This window comes from Mycobacterium sp. EPa45, assembly GCF_001021385.1.
In the GTDB taxonomy this organism is placed as follows: domain Bacteria; phylum Actinomycetota; class Actinomycetes; order Mycobacteriales; family Mycobacteriaceae; genus Mycobacterium.
In genome coordinates this window covers 4,934,899-4,952,907 of sequence record NZ_CP011773.1, presented here as the reverse complement: position 1 = coordinate 4,952,907, position 18,009 = coordinate 4,934,899, and the positions used below count along the sequence as shown (strand labels likewise).

The 18,009-nt window shown below is 68.1% G+C and carries 14 protein-coding genes; 7 read left to right on the top strand and 7 right to left on the bottom strand.

Translation table 11 applies throughout. The annotated features are described in order from the left end of the window. The first annotated feature begins 4 nt into the window (after positions 1 to 4). Positions 5 to 1,903: a translational GTPase TypA gene (typA, locus tag AB431_RS23325; RefSeq protein ID WP_235435742.1), complete on the top strand. Its 1,899-nt coding sequence runs from the start codon at positions 5 to 7 to the stop codon at positions 1,901 to 1,903. Between the two features lie 22 nt (positions 1,904 to 1,925). Beyond that, the gene (locus AB431_RS23320; RefSeq protein WP_047331937.1) at positions 1,926 to 3,833 is read left to right on the top strand and encodes an ABC transporter family substrate-binding protein; all 1,908 of its coding nucleotides are present in this window, start codon (positions 1,926 to 1,928) and stop codon (positions 3,831 to 3,833) included. Between the two features lie 2 nt (positions 3,834 to 3,835). Here the strand turns inward: AB431_RS23320 and AB431_RS23315 are convergent, their stop codons facing one another. From AB431_RS23315 to AB431_RS23300, 4 genes are all read right to left on the bottom strand, one after another. After that, positions 3,836 to 4,795: a hypothetical protein gene (locus AB431_RS23315; RefSeq protein WP_047331936.1), complete on the bottom strand. Its 960-nt coding sequence runs from the start codon at positions 4,793 to 4,795 to the stop codon at positions 3,836 to 3,838. A gap of 129 nt (positions 4,796 to 4,924) precedes the next feature. Further along, positions 4,925 to 5,896, bottom strand: coding sequence for a hypothetical protein (locus AB431_RS23310; protein WP_144418350.1), 972 nt, complete (start codon positions 5,894 to 5,896; stop codon positions 4,925 to 4,927). A 266-nt stretch (positions 5,897 to 6,162) separates the two neighbouring features. After that, positions 6,163 to 7,218 (bottom strand): bifunctional 2-polyprenyl-6-hydroxyphenol methylase/3-demethylubiquinol 3-O-methyltransferase UbiG, encoded by a 1,056-nt coding sequence (locus AB431_RS23305; RefSeq protein ID WP_047331934.1) that lies wholly within the window; start codon positions 7,216 to 7,218, stop codon positions 6,163 to 6,165. A gap of 32 nt (positions 7,219 to 7,250) precedes the next feature. After that, positions 7,251 to 8,531, bottom strand: coding sequence for a chloride channel protein (locus tag AB431_RS23300; RefSeq protein ID WP_047331933.1), 1,281 nt, complete (start codon positions 8,529 to 8,531; stop codon positions 7,251 to 7,253). Positions 8,532 to 8,571: 40 nt separating this feature from the next. On the opposite strand from AB431_RS23300, the gene mshB reads away from it, so the two are divergent. Both mshB and AB431_RS23290 read left to right on the top strand, forming a co-directional pair. Further along, a complete protein-coding gene (mshB, locus tag AB431_RS23295; protein ID WP_082135949.1) occupies positions 8,572 to 9,438 on the top strand; it encodes an N-acetyl-1-D-myo-inositol-2-amino-2-deoxy-alpha-D-glucopyranoside deacetylase in 867 nt (288 codons plus the stop codon). Between the two features lie 115 nt (positions 9,439 to 9,553). Continuing rightward, positions 9,554 to 10,015, top strand: a complete 462-nt coding sequence (locus AB431_RS23290; protein WP_047331932.1) for a hypothetical protein — start codon at positions 9,554 to 9,556, stop codon at positions 10,013 to 10,015. 3 nt (positions 10,016 to 10,018) lie between these two features. Here the strand turns inward: AB431_RS23290 and AB431_RS23285 are convergent, their stop codons facing one another. After that, positions 10,019 to 10,969 (bottom strand): hypothetical protein, encoded by a 951-nt coding sequence (locus AB431_RS23285; protein WP_052960377.1) that lies wholly within the window; start codon positions 10,967 to 10,969, stop codon positions 10,019 to 10,021. A 218-nt stretch (positions 10,970 to 11,187) separates the two neighbouring features. Here AB431_RS23285 and AB431_RS23280 point away from each other — a divergent pair, with 218 nt between their 5' ends. From AB431_RS23280 to dapC, 3 genes are all read left to right on the top strand, one after another. Then, a complete protein-coding gene (locus tag AB431_RS23280) occupies positions 11,188 to 13,767 on the top strand; it encodes a bifunctional FO biosynthesis protein CofGH (RefSeq protein ID WP_047331931.1) in 2,580 nt (859 codons plus the stop codon). Positions 13,768 to 14,018: 251 nt separating this feature from the next. Next, complete coding sequence (gene fdxA / locus AB431_RS23275) at positions 14,019 to 14,342, top strand: ferredoxin (RefSeq protein WP_047331930.1); 324 nt, start codon at positions 14,019 to 14,021, stop codon at positions 14,340 to 14,342. Positions 14,343 to 14,387: 45 nt separating this feature from the next. Further along, a complete protein-coding gene (gene dapC, locus AB431_RS23270; RefSeq protein ID WP_047331929.1) occupies positions 14,388 to 15,518 on the top strand; it encodes a succinyldiaminopimelate transaminase in 1,131 nt (376 codons plus the stop codon). Between the two features lie 34 nt (positions 15,519 to 15,552). Here dapC and AB431_RS23265 read toward each other — a convergent pair whose 3' ends face one another. After that, positions 15,553 to 16,191 (bottom strand): MspA family porin, encoded by a 639-nt coding sequence (locus AB431_RS23265; protein WP_047331928.1) that lies wholly within the window; start codon positions 16,189 to 16,191, stop codon positions 15,553 to 15,555. A 185-nt stretch (positions 16,192 to 16,376) separates the two neighbouring features. Beyond that, the gene (locus AB431_RS23260) at positions 16,377 to 17,939 is read right to left on the bottom strand and encodes a CdaR family transcriptional regulator (protein ID WP_047331927.1); all 1,563 of its coding nucleotides are present in this window, start codon (positions 17,937 to 17,939) and stop codon (positions 16,377 to 16,379) included. Between the last annotated feature and the right edge of the window lie 70 nt (positions 17,940 to 18,009).

Sequence of the window (18,009 nt, the reverse complement as noted above, 5' to 3'; positions counted from 1 at the left end):
GCACGTGACCAACCAAGACTTCCGCAATGTCGCCATTGTGGCGCACGTCGACCACGGCAAGACCACGCTGGTGGACGCCATGTTGCGGCAGTCCGGTGCCCTGACGCACCGCGGCGACGACGCGATCGAACGCCTGATGGACTCCGGTGATCTGGAGAAGGAAAAAGGCATCACGATCCTGGCGAAAAACACCGCCGTGCACCGTCATCACCCCGATGGTTCGATGACAGTGATCAACGTCATAGACACCCCCGGTCACGCCGACTTCGGCGGCGAGGTGGAGCGCGGGTTGTCCATGGTCGACGGGGTGCTGTTGCTGGTCGACGCCTCGGAGGGCCCGCTGCCGCAGACCCGGTTCGTGCTGCGCAAGGCGCTGGCCGCCCACCTGCCGGTGATCCTGGTGGTCAACAAGACCGACCGGCCCGATGCTCGCATCGCCGAGGTCGTCGAGGAGAGCCACGACCTGTTGCTCGACGTCGCATCCGATCTCGACGAGGAGGCACAGGCCGCCGCCGAGAAGGCACTGGACCTGCCGACGCTGTACGCCTCCGGCCGCGCGGGCATCGCCAGCACCACCCAACCGGCCAACGGCGAGAACCCTGACGGAGAGAACCTCGACCCGTTGTTCGACGTCCTGCTCGAGCACATCCCGCCGCCGCAGGGCGATCCCGAGGCGCCGCTGCAGGCCCTGGTGACCAACCTGGACGCGTCGGCGTTCCTGGGCCGGCTCGCGCTGATCCGGATCTACAAGGGCCGCATCAAGAAGGGCCAGCAGGTCGCCTGGATGCGTGACGTCGACGGGCACCCCGTCATCACGAACGCCAAGATCACCGAGCTGCTGGTCACCGAGGGCGTGGAACGCACCCCGACGGACGAGGCGATCGCCGGTGACATCGTCGCGGTCGCCGGCATTCCCGAGATCATGATCGGCGACACCCTCGCCGACACCGAGCACGCCCACGCGCTGCCGCGCATCCACGTCGACGAGCCCGCGATCTCGGTGACCGTCGGCACCAACACCTCGCCGCTGGCCGGCAAGGTGTCCGGGCACAAGCTGACCGCGCGAATGGTCAAGTCCCGCTTGGATTCCGAACTGGTCGGCAACGTGTCCATCAAGGTCGTCGACATCGGGCGCCCGGATGCCTGGGAAGTCCAGGGCCGCGGTGAGCTGGCCCTGGCGGTGCTCGTCGAGCAGATGCGCCGCGAAGGCTTCGAGCTGACGGTCGGCAAGCCGCAGGTGGTGACCCGCACCATCGACGGCAAGCTGCACGAGCCGTTCGAGGCGATGACGATCGACTGCCCCGAGGAATTCGTCGGCGCCATCACCCAGTTGATGGCCGCGCGCAAGGGCCGCATGGAAGAGATGACCAACCACGCCGCCGGTTGGGTACGAATGGATTTCATCGTGCCCAGCCGCGGGCTGATCGGGTTCCGCACCGACTTCTTGACGCTCACGCGCGGCACGGGCATCGCGAACGCGGTGTTCGACGGTTACCGCCCGTGGGCGGGGGAGATCCGGGCCCGGCACACCGGCTCGCTGGTGTCCGACCGCACCGGCCAGATCACCCCGTTCGCGATGATCCAGCTCGCCGACCGCGGGCAGTTCTTCGTCGAGCCCGGCCAGGAGACCTACGAGGGCCAGGTCGTGGGGATCAACCCGCGGGCCGAGGACCTCGACATCAACATCACCCGCGAAAAAAAGCTCACCAATATGCGCTCGTCCACCGCTGATGTGATGGAGACGCTGGCCCGACCGCTGGAACTCGGCCTCGAGCAGGCGATGGAGTTCTGCGCCGAGGACGAGTGCGTCGAGGTGACCCCGGAGATCGTCCGGGTCCGCAAGGTCGAACTCGACGCCACCCTCCGGGCGCGCGCGAAGGCTCGGGCCAAGGCCAGGGGCTGACCTGCGACCTATCGCTACTCTGATGGGCGTGCCGACCGGACTGCGCAGCCTGCAAGCCCTGGCTGTACTGCTGTCCGTGCTGGTCACGGCGGCCTGTACGGTCAGTCCGCCGCCCGCGCCGCAAAGCACCGAGACGACGAATTCGCCGCCCCCGCCACCGGCCCGGGCCACCCAGATCATCATGGGCATCGACTCGATCGGCGCCGGGTTCAATCCGCACCTGCTGTCGGATCAATCCCCGGTGAACGCCGCCATCAGCGCGCTGGTGCTGCCCAGTTCGTTCCGCCCGATCCCGGATCCCGCGACGCCGACCGGCTCCCGCTGGGAGATGGATCCGACGCTGCTGGTCTCGGCGGAGGTGACCAACCAGAACCCGTTCACCGTCACCTACAAGATCCGGCCCGAAGCGTCGTGGACCGACAACGCCCCGATCGCCGCCGACGACTTCTGGTACCTCTGGCGCCAGATGGTCAGCCAGCCCGGCGTGGTCGACCCTGCCGGCTACGACCTGATCACTGGCGTCCAGTCGATCGAGGGCGGCAAGACCGCGGTGGTGACGTTCGCCCAGCCGTACCCGGCGTGGCGAGAACTGTTCAATGACCTGCTGCCCGCCCACATCGTCAAGGATGTGCCGGGTGGTTTCCCGGCCGGCCTGGCCCGCGCGATGCCGGTGACGGCGGGCCAGTTCCGGGTGGACAACATCGACCCGCAACGCGACGAGATCCTGCTGGCGCGCAACGACAGGTTCTGGGGACCGCCGGCCCACCCCGACCAGATTCTGTTCCGCCGCGCAGGCGCGCCCGCCGCGCTGGCCGATTCGATCCGCAACGGCGACACTCAGGTGGCGCAGGTCCACGGCGGCGCCGCGGCATTCGCCCAGCTGTCGGCGATCCCCGACGTGCGCACCGCGCGGATCGTCACCCCGCGCGTCATGCAGATGACCTTGCGGGCGAGCGAGCCCAAACTGGCGGATCCTGCTGTGCGCAAAGCGATTCTGGGTCTGCTGGACGTCGACCTGCTGGCCGCCGTGGGCGCGGGCAGCGACAACACCGTCACCCTGGCCCAGGCCCAGGTGCGCGCCCCGAGCGATCCGGGTTATGTACCCACCGCGCCGCCGGCGCTTGGCAAGCAGCGCTCCCTGGAACTACTCGAACAGGTCGGCTTCCAGATCGACCGCACACCCACCGAATCTCCGGTGCCGTCGCCGCCGTCGGCCGGCTCGCGCACCCCGACACCGCAGCCCGGGCCGCCGGAGCTCACCCGGGGGCGGGTCAGCAAGGACGGCGAGATCCTGTCATTGGTGATCGGTGTGGCGGCCAACGACCCGACGGCGGTGGCGGTGGCCAACACCGCGGCCGATCAGCTGCGCAGTGTCGGGATCGCCGCGACGGTGCTGCCGCTGGATCCGCCCGTGCTCTACGGGGACGCGCTGGTGAACAACCGGGTCGACGCCATCGTCGGCTGGCACGCTGCAGGCGGTGACCTGGCCACCGCGCTGGCCTCCCGCTACGGCTGCCCCGCGTTGGAGGCGACGGCGGTGTCGACGGCCGCCCCGACCAGCACGACGGCCAGCACATCGCCAACGCCGTCGACGACTCCGTCGCCCAGCACGACCACTATGACGCCGACGAGCCCGCCGCCGCCCGCCCCGGAATCCGGTGCGCTGGTGCAGGCGCCGTCCAACCTCACCGGCATCTGCGATCGCAGCATTCAGCCCAATATTGAAGCGGCGCTTGATGGTTCGGCCAAGATCGGCGACGTCATCGATCTGGTCGAACCTCGGTTGTGGAACCTATCGGCAGTGTTGCCGATTCTGCAGGACACCACGATCGTCGCTGTCGGCCCAAGCGTGCAGAACGTCAGCCTGAGCGGGGCGGTGCCGGTCGGCATCGTCGGTGACGCCGGCCGTTGGGCCAAAGCCGCGCAGTAGGCCTACCCGCCGGCGGCGGCCTTGTGTGCTCGCTTGGACCCCGCGACGCCGCTGCTCTTGGCAGCGGACTTGCCGTTGCCGGCGGTGGCGTCGGCCGGGCTCGCCTTCACCGAGGTGGTCTTGTTGGCCGGCCGCAGGGCCGCCCCGGCCGGCGGTGTCACCGTGGGTATCGGCCGGGTGGTTGCTCCGGGTCCCGCGGTGAGGTCGGCGTAGATGGTCGTACGGCCCTCGTTGATCTCGTTGACCAGGTCGGTGGTGGCAGTCCGGATCGAGTTCTGGAACGGGATGCGGCCGGCGGCGAAAGCGGCCGCGACGTCACCGGTCTGGGCCAGGGTTCCGGCGAACACCGTCGTCCCCTCGACCGCGCCGGCCAAAACCGTCAGCGGGCCGGTCACGAAGGCCTGGGCGGCGATGTTGACCCCGTAGTCGACGGCGTGTTTGTAGGCCGCGAACGCACGGTCCAGCGTGGCCCGCAACTCGAAGCCCCCGGCCGGGATGCGCGGCGCGAGAAGCAGGCTGAATGTGTTGGCGATCGGCACCTGGATGGCGAGCAGTGCCACGCCCACTGCCTGGGCGGCATTCTGGCCGGCTTGCAGCGCGGCGAAGAATGCGGCCGGGCTGGTGATCAGCCCGTTGCCGAGACCCACGAGACCCCAGCCGGTGAAGGGGGCGTAGTTCGGGTCCGGCGCCGGGGTATTCGGCCCGAGGCAGACGGTCGCGCACTGCTGGGTGCTGCCGAGCAGGATCGGCGCTGCGGCGATGAAGTCGCCGAGCATGTTGATGCCGATCTGATAGGGGATGGCGCCGAGCGCCGGAACGCTCAGGTCGGTGAGCTGGATCTGGGGGAGCTGCACCGATGCGATGGGCGCGGTGTGGCTGGGGATCAGCGGGCTGGCGGCGACGACGCTCGCCCCGGCGAGCGCGATGGTGGTCCGATAGAACGCGTTGACAGCGGCAGGCATTTCTGGCTCCTTCGCCAAGGTGTACCGACCAGGCAAAACCTACCCGACAGCAAATTGATAAGCGGCGAGTTGCGGACATCTGGCGCGGGTTGGTTGAGCGGTGAACCACTTCGCCCGGCGCCGGGCGGCTCAGTCGGACGACGACCTGGCGCTCGCGGAGTTCTTCGAGGCCCGGCCCGACCCGGCGGTGGAGCGTGTTGTGCCTGTCGCCGGCTTGCTGCTGCCGGGCTCTTTGGTGGAGGTACCGATGTCCGTGCCTGTGTCGGCCGACTTCGTCGCGCTCGGCTTCAGGCTCGCGGCCGACGGCGCCGTGTCGCGTTTGCGCGCGGAGTCAGCCTTGTCGCGGCCGGACGACGACGTCGTCGCGGTGCCGGTGCTGGGCGACGGGTCACTCTCGGTCTGCGTGGTGTCGATGCCGGAGCTCACAGTGGCCGATGCGGCGACAGTCTTGAATGCTGCGGGCGGCGGGATGGGCGCAGGGGCTCGGCCGTACAAGAAGTCCCGGATGCCGTCGAGAATGGTCAGCCCGGGAGCCCAGATCGCGTTGAGTGCGGCTTTGACGGTGTCCAGCGCGCCGGCGATATCACCTTTGAGGACGTCCAGAGCGGCGGTCATGACGTACTGAGGCACCCGCAAGATCACGTCGACGACGGCATAGGCAGCCTCGACCACCTTCCCGCTGAGAACGGAGGTGTCCAGGACCAGGCCGTTCAGTGCCTTTACGACCTCAGAGCTGACGACCGCGGAGGCGAAGCTGGTGGGCGCCGCAGGAGTGGCATTCGCCGACTCGACGAAGGCCGGAACGACGGGTTCGGGCCGATACGCGGTTTGCTCGGGCAGCGCCGAAATTACGACCGGCTCCGGGTTGATCGCCGAGCTGACCTCGCGGCTGATCCGGTCGGCGTCGGCGGCGAGGGCGGCCAGAATCTGCGCAAGCGCCGGGCCGATATCGGACACGGCCACCTTGGGAGTCAACGCGCTGAGCAGGGATTTGTCCGACGGGCTGAGCAGATCAGGGCTGGTCGACAACTGGGTGGTCGAAATCTGCATGTCCCTGGACGGAGGCGCGAGGGGGTTGGCCACGACCACAGTCGCCGCCACGAGTGCCACTCCTGTAGTAAGGACTGGCCCCAACGCCCGTCGCATGCCGTCTCCCTATCCATGTTTGCGGCACCGGCTACAAGAACGATACCTGAGAAAAGGCTGATAAGGGTAAAGACTCCGCCTGAGAATTTTTTTGCCCGAGAACCCTCATTCACCGAGGTGAGGGCACAAAATCCTTGGGAGCCAACCCAATTAGTTCTCCCGGAAACCTTAAGGGCGGCTAAGGGAGTTTGAATACGCACAAACCGGCTAATTTCGGTGCGTCACGTAGGTGGTGTGCTCGACTTCTCGTACACCAGCCAGCGCATCTCGACCGGACGTTCGTCGCGGGGGACGTCGAACACGTCCTGCCCGCTGACCCATTCGGCGTACCAGCTGGTCGGCGGCCAGGTCCCGGCCGGCAGATGGTCCCTCTCGTAGTCATAGACCGACATGTCCGACACCAGGGTCAGCGGAAACCCGGCCAATGCATCGGCCATCTGGTGTTGCGTGAAGATCGTGGTGTAGCACTGCTGGCCCAGCTGAAGTGCCCCGTCATCGGGGATGTAGTCGCGGTGCGCGACGAACGCGTTGAACACCAGGCGGCCGCCGGGGGCCAGGCACCGCGAGGCCAAGTCGAAGATCCCGCGCAGCTGATCGGTGGACCGGAAGTCCGACACGACCTCCGACAGCAAAATCAATTGGTAGTCGCGGCGGAGGTCGTCGGCCGTCGCGAAGATGTCGCGTTGCAACACGCGAACGGCGAGCGACTCGCTCTGGGCGGCCGCGCGGATGCTTTCGGCGAACGAGGCCGTCAGCTCCACCACGTCGACGGCATGGCCGCGCCGCGCCAGGGCGAGTGCGTTGCGTCCGGTTCCGGCACCCAGATCCAGGATCGGGAAGGAGGGGGGATCGGCCGCCTCGGTGGCCAGTGCCCACACCCGCGCGTCCGGCTCCGAACCGAACAGCGGCGGTTCGCGGGTGGCGATCCAGTTCTCGTACGCGCCTTCAACCGTCCACCACCGGCTTTTCACGTGGTAGCTCAACACCGTTCCGACGGGGGCGCTGTAGGAGATGACGATCTCCGAACGCGGGGAGGCGGTGAACGCTTCGGTCAACTGGGCATGCAGGATGCCGCGGAGTTCGTCGATCTGCTCGGCGCTGAATTCGCTGCCCAGTGTCCCGAAAAGGTTGGCGCACATGGTCACATACGCCTCGAGCATGCCTGGCACGGCGGGCATGGTGATCTCACCGCTGGCGATCGAACGCCGGAGCAGCCGGCGTTCCATGGCGCGTTGAATCGATGAGCCTGCGGTCGGGGGAAGCGGCAAGTTCTCCACCTGAGTCCTTCTACCCGATGCGGCCGCAGTTGTCAGTGGCGCGCTGGGGAGTTCAACTGAATTTCTCGGCGGCGCCGCAGGAATCCGTCGAGCAGACTCGCGGCGTACGCGGCGGCGGCGAAGACGATCAGCAGCCACCACGGCGGGCGGGCCAGCTCCCACACGAACAGCGCTGCCCAGGCCGGGGCGCCCTGCGTGATTGCCAGCACCCCCGCGGCACAGGCGAGTGACACCGCCGGCACGCTGACCGTCATCGGCGTCCAGGTATTCACCACCACGGCCACCACCGACCCCATCGCCGCGCCGGTCGCCAACGCGGGAGTGAGCATGCCGCCGACCGCGCCCGCGCGCAGGAACACCGCTGTCACCAGCGGCTTGAGAAGCAGGATGACGCCGGCCGAGGCCAGGGTCAGGCCGGACGCGACGCTGACTGTCAGCACGCTTTTGCCGTTGCCCGGCAGTTCGGGCCACCAATGCGACAGCACGCCGACCAACAGCCCGGCGGCCGCGATCGCCGGTATCAGCAGCCATGAGTCACCGACCCGATGGCCTTTGGTGTAGGCCATCAACCGGTTGAAGCCGCGGCCGACTGCCAGCGCCAGCGGTGAGATCAGGACGGCGAATCCGGTCAGCAAATACGACAGCTCGGGATCGGGCCAATGCAGCGGCACCTCGAGGTGAGTGACCGGGGCGGCCACCGCCACCGCGATGCTCGAGGTGATCATCGCGGTCCCCACCGCGCGCAGGCTCCAGCTTCCGCCTGATGTCGCCGGCCCGGCGGCTCCGGGCAGCGCGATCTGGATCGCGAACAGGGCGCCGCCCATCGGCACGGAGTACACCGCTGCCAGGCCCGCTCCGGCCGCACAGCCCAACAGAATTCGACGGTCACTGGCAGTGAGCGCCCACCTCGACGTGCCCAGATCGCCGAGCGCCGCGGCGAACTGCCGCGGTGCTCCTTCCCGACCCAGCGAGGCACCGGTGCCCACCAGCAGAACTTGCAGGCCGGCGTCGAGCGACAACGCCAGCCGCGGCAACGGCCCGCGGGCACTGATGGCTTCCGAGAGTGACGGCACCCGGGTCCGGCGCCGCAGCAGCCACCAGCCCAAACCGGCCAGCGCACCGCCGACCGTCGGGCCGACCGCGCGGCGCACCGGGCTCGACCCGGTGACGCCCTCAAGAAGTGTCCCGAAGCTGTAGTGGAAGGTGAGGTGTTCGACGGCGTGCAGCAACAGCGTGGTCGCGGCGCCCGCAAGCCCGGCCAGCAGCCCGATCGCCAGGACCGCACAGCCGAACTCCAGGTCGCGCCGGTTCACGGGCCGAATCTATGTCACTGGCGGCGGTAGGGTGTCGCACGTGGCTGAGCAGGAGACTCCGCGGTTGTTGTTCGTGCACGCCCACCCCGACGACGAGACGATGAACAACGCCGTCACCATCGCGCGCTACGTAGAACGCGGCGCCGATGTCACCGTGCTCACCTGCACCCTCGGTGAAGAGGGCGAGATCATCGACGAGCGGTGGCTGCGCCTCGGGGTCGACGAAGCCGACCAACTGGGTGGCTACCGGATCGGCGAACTGACGGCCGCGCTTGCGGCGCTGGGCGTCTCCGGCCCGCGGTTCCTGGGCGGGGCCGGCAAGTGGCGCGATTCCGGCATGCCGGGCACTCCCGCACGCAACCAGACCAAGTTCGTCGACGCCGACTTCGACGAAGCCGTCGCCCTCCTGGTCGAGGTCATCGACGAACTGCGGCCGCACGTCGTCGCCACCTATGACCCCGGCGGCGGCTACGGCCACCCGGACCATGTGCAGACCCACAAGATCACCACCGCCGCGGTCGCCGCCGCGACGTGGAAGGTGCCGAAGTTCTACTGGGGTGTCATCTGCGCCAGCGCTTTTCGCGACGGCGTCAATGCACTCGGGCCCGAGGATGTGCTGGCCGACTGGATCATGCCGCCCCCCGACGTCGAATTCGGCTTTCCCGACGACAAGGTCACCGCGATCGTTGAGGCGCCCGAGCATGTCGAGGCCAAGGTCGACGCCGTCGCCGCACACGCCACACAGATGCTGGTCGGCCCCACCCGGCGGGCGTTCACGCTGTCCAACAAACTTGTGCTGCCCGTGCTGGCCGCCGAACACTACGTGCTCGTCGACGGCGTGGTGGGCCCAACCAACGAGCGAGGTTGGGAGACCGACCTTCTGGGCGGGCTCGATCTCGGGCAGTAGGTTGAAGCACGTCCGCACGGGGTAGGCTTCGGTGCACGCGCGACGAAGGGACGGCCATGGACCCCGACCTCGATCCCAACCTGCAGCACTGGCAGGACCGGGCCGACAATTTCCAATGGGTGGTCGGCTCGCTGGTGTCGCTGCTCGACAGCATCCCGACCTGACCGCCACCAAACGTTCCGTCGAGGTCACGCAGGACCCGGGCGCGACCGCCCCGGCCGTCCGCGGCGTGGTGCTCGCGCTGCTGGCCGTCGACGGCGTGATCTCCGCTGTCGCCGGCGCTCTGCTGCTGCCGTTCTATGTCGGAGGTTTTCCCGTTCCGATCAGCGCGCTGGTCAGTGGATTGGTGAACCTGGCCCTGGTGTGGGCGGCCGGGCACTGGACGGAGTCCCCCCGGCTTGCCGCGCTGCCGCTGCTGACGTGGCTGGTCACCGTTGCGGGGCTGACGCTGGGCGGGCCGGGCGGTGACATCGTGTTCGGCGGCCCAGGGGTGATGGCCTACTCCGTGCTGTTCTTTCTGGCCCTGGGCGCAGCCCCGCCGGCGCTCTTCCTTTGGCGACGCACCCGGGAACCGTAATTCCTAGCCGTCACCCTTTGCCGATGTGGCGCCGTGACTGCGCGCCGAGCCCGCCGTCGACTTCTTTTTCCCGGTGTCGGCGCCGGACTTGGCCGAACCGGTCTTGCCCGAGTTCGCGGCGTTGTCGTCTTTGGCCGACTTCGTGGCTGCGGCGGCCTTCAGAGTGGAGTCCGGCGATGCGGTTGTCCCGGTGACCGTTTCGGCGACGGTCGTGTCGTCAACTGCGTCGGTCGTCTGCTTGGCCACCTGCGGCCGGCCGGAATGACCCGTGCCCGACTTGGCGCTCGGCGTGTCGGTGGTCTTCGCGACGGCTGTCTCAGCACTCGCCGCCGCGGCGGGCGTCTTCAGTGCGGCGAACGGCAGCGGCGGTAGGGGCGGCAGGGGGATCGGGAACCACTGCAAGCTGATGACGTAGGCGATCTCCTGGTTCACCGTGGCGCCGAAGCTGTTGAAGGTGGTCTGGGCGAGCGCTGTCAGGCCGGCACTCCACACCGCGGGGTTCCAGAAGTCGTTGACCACCGGGTCGAGAAAGTCGTAGACGAAGCTGGCGGACACCGGCACGGTGAAGGTGTTGTACCAGATCTGGATCTGGTCGCTGATGAGATAGCCGAACGGAACCCACCCCAGTAAATATGGGCCCAAGTCGTTGGCCCAGTAGTCGGCCCAGTACATGATCACGTTGTAGGCCGCGTCGATAGCGTCCGACGCGTTGTTGTTGGCGGTCGCCGAGGCCGCAGCCAGGGGTTGCTGAGGCGCCGTGCCCGGGTCGGCCTGGCCCAACGTCGCTGCGGCGTTGTTGACCTGTTTGACCAGCGGCTCCACCGCGCCGGCGAGCCGGAGCGCGTCAACCGAGAGCACGGTAGGGGTCGATGGCTGCACGGGTGCGAACGCCATGGCGCCGACGACTGCTGCCGCCACGCCGGCGGTCAGATATGAACGGACGGACACGGTCATGACGAACTCCCTGCTTCGAACACAGCTAACACCGACAATCTACGTTGCGCGCGCGTCAGTGGTACAGATTTCTCGGCCGTGTCCCGATGACCGAGAGGGACCGGCGGGTGGGGCCGCGCAGCCAAGCGTGAGGACTACTGTGTGGCCTATGCCCGTCGCCCGAGTTTCAGATTGTGAGACGCGCGGATGATTTCTCTGCTGCCGACGGTTACCGGGGAGTGGCCCTGAACTCGCAGCCAAGTAGTCCGCTGCCAACGCCGGTGGTTCCGCCGCGGACTGATGCTCCGTCATCTGCGGCGCTCAGACGTGTCCTGCGTCGCGCCAGAGACGGTGTCGCGCTCAACGTCGACGAAGCGGCGATCGCGATGACCGCCCGCGGTGACGACCTCGTCGACCTGTGCGCCAGCGCGGCCCGGGTGCGCGACGCCGGCTTGGACTCGGCCGGCCGACGGGGCAAGGGTGGGCGGCTACCGGTGACGTATTCGCGCAAGGTGTTCATCCCGGTGACCCATCTGTGCCGCGACACCTGCCACTACTGCACCTTCGTCACCGTGCCCGGCAAGCTGCGCGCCGAGGGCAAGGGCATGTTCATGGAACCCGACGAGATCCTCGACGTCGCCAGGCGCGGCGCGGAGTTGGGTTGTAAGGAAGCGCTTTTCACCCTCGGTGATCGGCCGGAGGCCCGCTGGGACGAGGCCAAGCAGTGGCTGGACGAGCGCGGCTATGACTCGACCCTGGATTACGTGCGTGCCATGGCGATCCGGGTGCTCGAAGAGACCGGCCTGCTGCCGCACCTGAATCCCGGCGTGATGAGCTGGACGGAGCTGTCGAGGCTCAAGCCGGTGGCCCCGTCGATGGGCATGATGCTGGAGACCACCTCGCGGCGCCTGTACGAAACGAAGGGTCTGGCGCATCACGGCAGCCCGGACAAGGATCCGGTGGTGCGGCTGCGCACCCTCGATGACGCGGGCCGGTTGTCGATTCCGTTCACCACCGGGCTGCTGGTCGGCATCGGCGAGACCCTGACTGAGCGCGCCGAAACCATGCATGCGATCCGCCGCTCTCACAAGGAGTTCGGGCACGTTCAGGAAGTGATCGTGCAGAACTTCCGGGCCAAGGATCACACCGCGATGGCCGCGGTGCCCGATGCCGGGATCGACGAATTCCTGGCCACCATCGCGGTGAGCCGCTTGGTGCTCGGCCCGAAGATGCGTATCCAGGCGCCACCGAATCTGGTCTCCCGGGAGGAATGCCTGGCGCTGGTCGCTGCAGGCGTCGATGACTGGGGTGGGGTTTCTCCACTGACCCCCGATCACGTCAACCCGGAACGGCCGTGGCCGGCGCTGGACGACCTGGCCGAGGTGACCGCCGCGGCGGGTTACGAACTGGTGGAACGACTTACCGCCCAGCCGTCGTATGTGCAGGCGGGTGCGGCCTGGATCGATCCGCGGGTGCGCGGGCACGTCGATGCCCTGGCTGACCCGGACACCGGGTGGGCTCTCGACACCAAGCCGGTCGGCCGGCCCTGGCAGGAGCCCGACGAGGCATCAGAGTCGTTGGGACGCACCGACCTCCACTCGGCCATCGACACCGAGGGCAGGCTGACCGAGACGCGCAGCGATCTCGGTAGCGCCTTCGGCGACTGGGAGTCGATCCGGGAGAAGGTCTCCGAGTTGGCTGCCCGTGCGCCCGAGCGGATCGACACCGATGTGCTGGCGGCCCTGCGGTCGGCCGAGCGCAACCCGGGCGGCTGCAGCGACGACGAATACCTGGCTTTGGCCACCGCTGACGGTCCGGCCCTGGATGCCATTGCCGCTCTTGCTGATTCGCTGCGGCGGGAGGCCGTTGGCGACGACGTCACGTATGTGGTGAACCGCAATATCAACTTCACCAATATCTGCTACACCGGCTGCCGATTCTGTGCGTTCGCGCAACGCAAGGGCGACGCCGACGCGTACTCGCTGTCCACCGCCGAGGTCGCCGACCGTGCCTGGGAAGCGCATGTCGCCGGGGCGACCGAGGTCTGCATGCAGGGCGGGATCGATCCCGAACTGCCGGTCACGGGCTACGCCGATCTGGTGCGGGCGGTCAAAGCGCGGGTGCCGTCGATGCACGTGCACGCCTTCTCGCCGATGGAGATCGCCAACGGCGTGACCCGCAGCGGGCTGTCGGTACGCGAATGGCTGACCTCGCTGCGCGAGGCCGGCCTCGGGTCCATCCCCGGCACCGCGGCGGAGATTCTCGACGACGAGGTGCGCTGGGTGCTGACCAAGGGCAAGCTACCCACCTCGGAATGGATCGACGTGGTGACCACCGCGCACGAGGTGGGACTGCGGTCGAGCTCGACGATGATGTACGGCCATGTCGACACCCCGAAACACTGGGTGGGGCACCTCAACGTGCTGCGCGGTATCCAGGACCGCACCGGTGGCTTCACCGAGTTTGTGCCGCTGCCGTTCGTGCACCAGTCCTCACCGCTGTATCTGGCCGGTGGCGCGCGTCCGGGCCCGACGCACCGGGACAACCGGGCGGTGCACGCGCTGGCACGGATCATGCTGCACGGCAGGATCTCCCACATCCAGACGTCGTGGGTGAAGTTGGGGGTCGAGCGCACCCAGGTGATGCTGCAGGGCGGAGCCAATGACCTGGGCGGCACGCTGATGGAGGAGACGATCTCCCGGATGGCGGGCTCGGAGAACGGCTCGGCGAAGTCCGCGGAGGAGTTGGTGGCCATCGCCGCGAGCATCGGCCGCCCGGCGCGGCAGCGCACCACGACCTACGCCGATCTTGCGGCCTGAAAGCCGACGTACTGCCGCTGGTGACCCGCCGACGGTGTCGGCAAGGACACTGCCGGTGTAGCTCGCTAATATACGAAACGTCTAGTATCAGTAACCGCGCGGAACACCATGTGCGGACCGGTGCTCCGATGGGCGACAAGTTAGGGCACACTGAGTCGGCTATCCGGTAACCGGCATCGGATACTAGGCGTTCCCAGTTGCCCCGTGAGACACACAGCCACACCGAATAGAGCAGACCGAGGAGAACCTCAGTGACCTACACGATTGCTGAACCCTGCGTCGACATCAAAGACAAGGCATGCATCGAGGAATGCCCGGTCGACTGCATCTATGAGGGCGCACGCATGCTGTACATCCACCCCGACGAGTGCGTGGACTGCGGTGCGTGTGAGCCGGTCTGCCCCGTCGAGGCCATCTACTACGAGGACGACGTTCCGGACCAGTGGTCCCAGTACACGCAGATCAACGCTGACTTCTTCGCGGAGCTGGGCTCGCCGGGCGGGGCCTCCAAGGTCGGCCAGACCGACAACGACCCGCAGGCGGTCAAGGACCTGCCGCCGAAGGAAGAGGCCTGACGGCTCCCGTCCCGTTGCGCGCGCAGCGTCGCCCGGTTTCGGCTGATGTCTGATTCGCCCGCTCCTCCTGCTCGCTACGCTCGGCATCGTCGCTCGGCGGAGCTGCCGGTTTTCCCCTGGGACACCCTCGCCGACGTCACGGCCACCGCGCGAGCTCACCCGGGCGGCATCGTCGACCTGTCGGTGGGAACGCCGGTCGATCCGGTGGCGCCGGTGATCCGGGAGGCCTTGGCCGCGGCCAGCTCGGCACCGGGTTATCCGACCACCGCGGGTACGCGCGCGTTGCGGGCCTCCGCAGTGGCCGCGCTGCACCGGCGCTACGGCATCACCGGATTACCCGAGCAGGCGGTTCTGCCGGTCATCGGCACCAAGGAACTGATCGCGTGGCTGCCGACCCTGCTGGGTCTGGGCCCCGACGACCTGATCGTGGTTCCCGAACTGGCCTACCCGACCTACGACGTGGCAGCACGGCTGGCGCACGCCCGGGTCATTCCGGCCGACTCGGTGACCCAACTCGGTCCGGAGTCGCCCGCCGTCCTCTTCATCAACTCGCCGAGCAATCCCACCGGCAAGGTGTTGGGCCGCGACCATCTCCGCAAGGTCGTCGAATGGGCCCGCGGACGCGGCACGCTCGTGGTGTCCGACGAGTGCTACCTCGGCCTGGCGTGGGAAGAAGAGCCGACGTCGGTCCTGCATCCCTCGATCAGCGGCGGTGACCACACCGGGCTGTTGGCCGTGCACTCGCTGTCGAAGAGCTCATCGCTGGCGGGGTATCGCGCCGGATTCGTCGCCGGCGATCCCGCTGTGGTCGCCGAGCTGCTCGAGGTGCGCAAGCACGCCGGGATGATGGTGCCCGGGCCGGTACAGGCGGCCATGGTCGCCGCGCTCGACGACGACGCCCACGAACTCGAACAGCGGCAGCGCTATGCGCGCCGCCGCGATGTGATGCTGGCCGCGATGCGATCGGCGGGGTTCACCGTCGACCATTCCGAGGCCGGTCTGTATCTGTGGGCCACTCGCGGTGAGCCGTGCCGGACGACGCTGGCCTGGCTGGCCGAACGCGGCATCCTGGTGGCTCCCGGGGAGTTCTACGGACCGCGGGGCAGCCAGCACGTTCGAGTGGCGCTGACCGCGACGGACGAACGTATCGCCGCCGCGGTGGAGCGGCTGAGTTAGCCAGCCGCTCCACCCAAGCGGGGTCAGAGACGCGTCAGTTCATGTTCCAGGGTTCGCCGTAGGTGGTGACGCTGTCGCCGGCCTTGGAGATCAGGCGGGCGAAGGGCCGCAGCAGCACGCCGCCGGCCGCGCCGGTGACGGTGCCGTGGGCGTTGGCCACGGCCACCGAGCCGTTGGGGCCCGAGACGTCCACCGAGAAGGTGGCGACTTCCTGGATACCGGGGCCGTTGCCCAGGTCGGCGGAGATCGACACACCCGGGAACAGGTTCGGGGTGATCACCGAGCCCAGCGGGTTGAAGCCCGTCGGGGAGATATTGGCGTCGTCGAGCAGGATGTTGGGGGTGGTGTAGCTGAAGTTGATGCCCACACCCAGTGACCACGGGAAGCCGACCTGGTAGCCCAGCTCCAAGGTGCCCGCGAATTGGTCGGCACCCGGGCCGACCACGCTGTAGACGGCCTTGCCGGAGTGGAACCACTCACGAGTCAGCCGGTTGCGGTCCAGGGGGAACACACCATTGAGGAAGGTGTCCCACTGCTGAACAGTCATCGTGCGGCCACCGCCGTCAACCAGACTCAGCTCGTTGTCCAAACCTGCGTGCGAGGTACCTGTCCCGACAAAGAGCGCCGCGACGGCAGCGATCATCGCCACCAGCACTCGACCCACGTATTTCATGCTGACCCCTTGTGCTCAGTGGTTCGACGGTGATCGGGGGGCCCGGTTCACCGAGGTTTTGTGGTGCCGTGACGGGCCTCACAGCCAGTCATGACAAAAGCCTCATCGGCAACAGATGCAACATTGTTACCAGGTTCGACCAAAAATTTCTCGGTGAACGCGGCGCGTCTGCTTGACGGTGCCGATCAAGCGGTTGCCCGCAGGCTTAGTGAGAGTAGTAGCCGGACGTCAGGATCGCTCAGTGAAGTGGAAAGTACCTGCTCAATGCGGCGTACCCGATAACGGACAGTGTTGGGGTGCACCTGCAGCGCCGCCGCGGCCGCTGCCACGTCGCCGAAACAGTCGAGATACACCTGCAGCGTCTCGGCCAGGATGGGCTCGGAGTGACGCAGTCCGCGCACGCGAGGATCGATCAGCCTTTCGTCGGCGGCCACCAGCGTGACGATCTCATCGAGCAGCACCGTGGTGCGCGCCTCGGCCAGCGTTGTCACCTGACCGAACACAGGGTGGCGCTGCGCGCTGTCGAAGACTCGGTCGATCTCGCGGCGGGCGCCGGCGACCGCAGCCAGCCCGGCGATCGGGGCCGCGATCACCGCACGCAGGTCGAGGCCGAGCTCGGCGCGCAGCGTGCTGATGGTGCCGCGGATCCACGACACCACCGCGGCGGTGCGCCCGGAGTCGGGCAGTACCACGTAGACCCGGGAGCCGTTGGCGGCGACCTGGGCATCCGGGCGAAAAGCGCTGGCGCTCAGCGCCAGAACATCGGACAGCCGAGCCTCGCCGTCGGCGGCGACGACGCCGATCACGGCGGCACGGCCGTCGAGCGGGATGCGGAGTTCCCGCGCCACGGCGGGCACGTCCGCGTCGTCGGTGTCGGTCAGCCCGAGCAGCTGCTGCACGGCCAGCAGATGCGCCGACGGCCGCGCGGCCAGGCGGGCCGTCATCCTGGCCGCCAGCACCGCCGCGCCGCGCAACACCTCCTCGGCGTCGTCGGCCAGTGGTCGCGAACCCTGCTGCACCCAGATCGTGCCGTCGAAGCCCGGGCGCTGGTCTTGGCGATGGATGCCGATCGCCAGCCGCGGCCGCAGTCCCAATTCGGGCCGCTCGTCGACGGCCACCACGTCGGTGCCCGCCCGAAGCCGGTCGAAGATGCCCCACTGGGCGATCCACCGCAGATGCTCGGGCGGGCCGGCCCGGCCCAGGATCGACAACCGCCGCAGCTCGTCGGCTTCGTCGTTGGACGCCGAGTAGGCGAGCACATGTGACTGCGCGTCCTCGATGCTGACCATGCCGTGGGTGCGGTCGGCGATCGACTGAGCCAAGGCGAACAGGTCGGTGCTCGAATCGGTGACCGCGTCGGATCGCCGGTGGTCGAAGACATGATTGACCAGGCGATACAGCCGCTCCCAGCGGGCCTTGTCCTCGACTGCGACAACGGCCGTGCCCGCCGCGACCGCGCGGGCGACGACGGCTTCGGACGGGCCTTTGACGAAGATCGCCGCGGGGGAGCCGTGCGCGGCGACCTGCCGGTCCAGCCATCGGACGGCGTCGGCGTCGGAGATGCCGAGCAGGAAGAACACGTCGGCCGAGCCGGCGCTGATCGCCAGGCCCAACCGCACGTCGTCGGAATCGATCAGCGCGGCCGAGCGCACCGGGCGGTCGAGGCCACGCGGCGCTTCGACGAGCCGCACCAGCGTCGCATCCAGAGCCAACACCAGCTGACCCAGGCCGACGCCGGTCTCACGCATGTTGTCCGATCCTACTAGTTTCGATGTGCAGTCTTAGCCGATCAGCCAACAGATCGGACGGCCGGGCGCG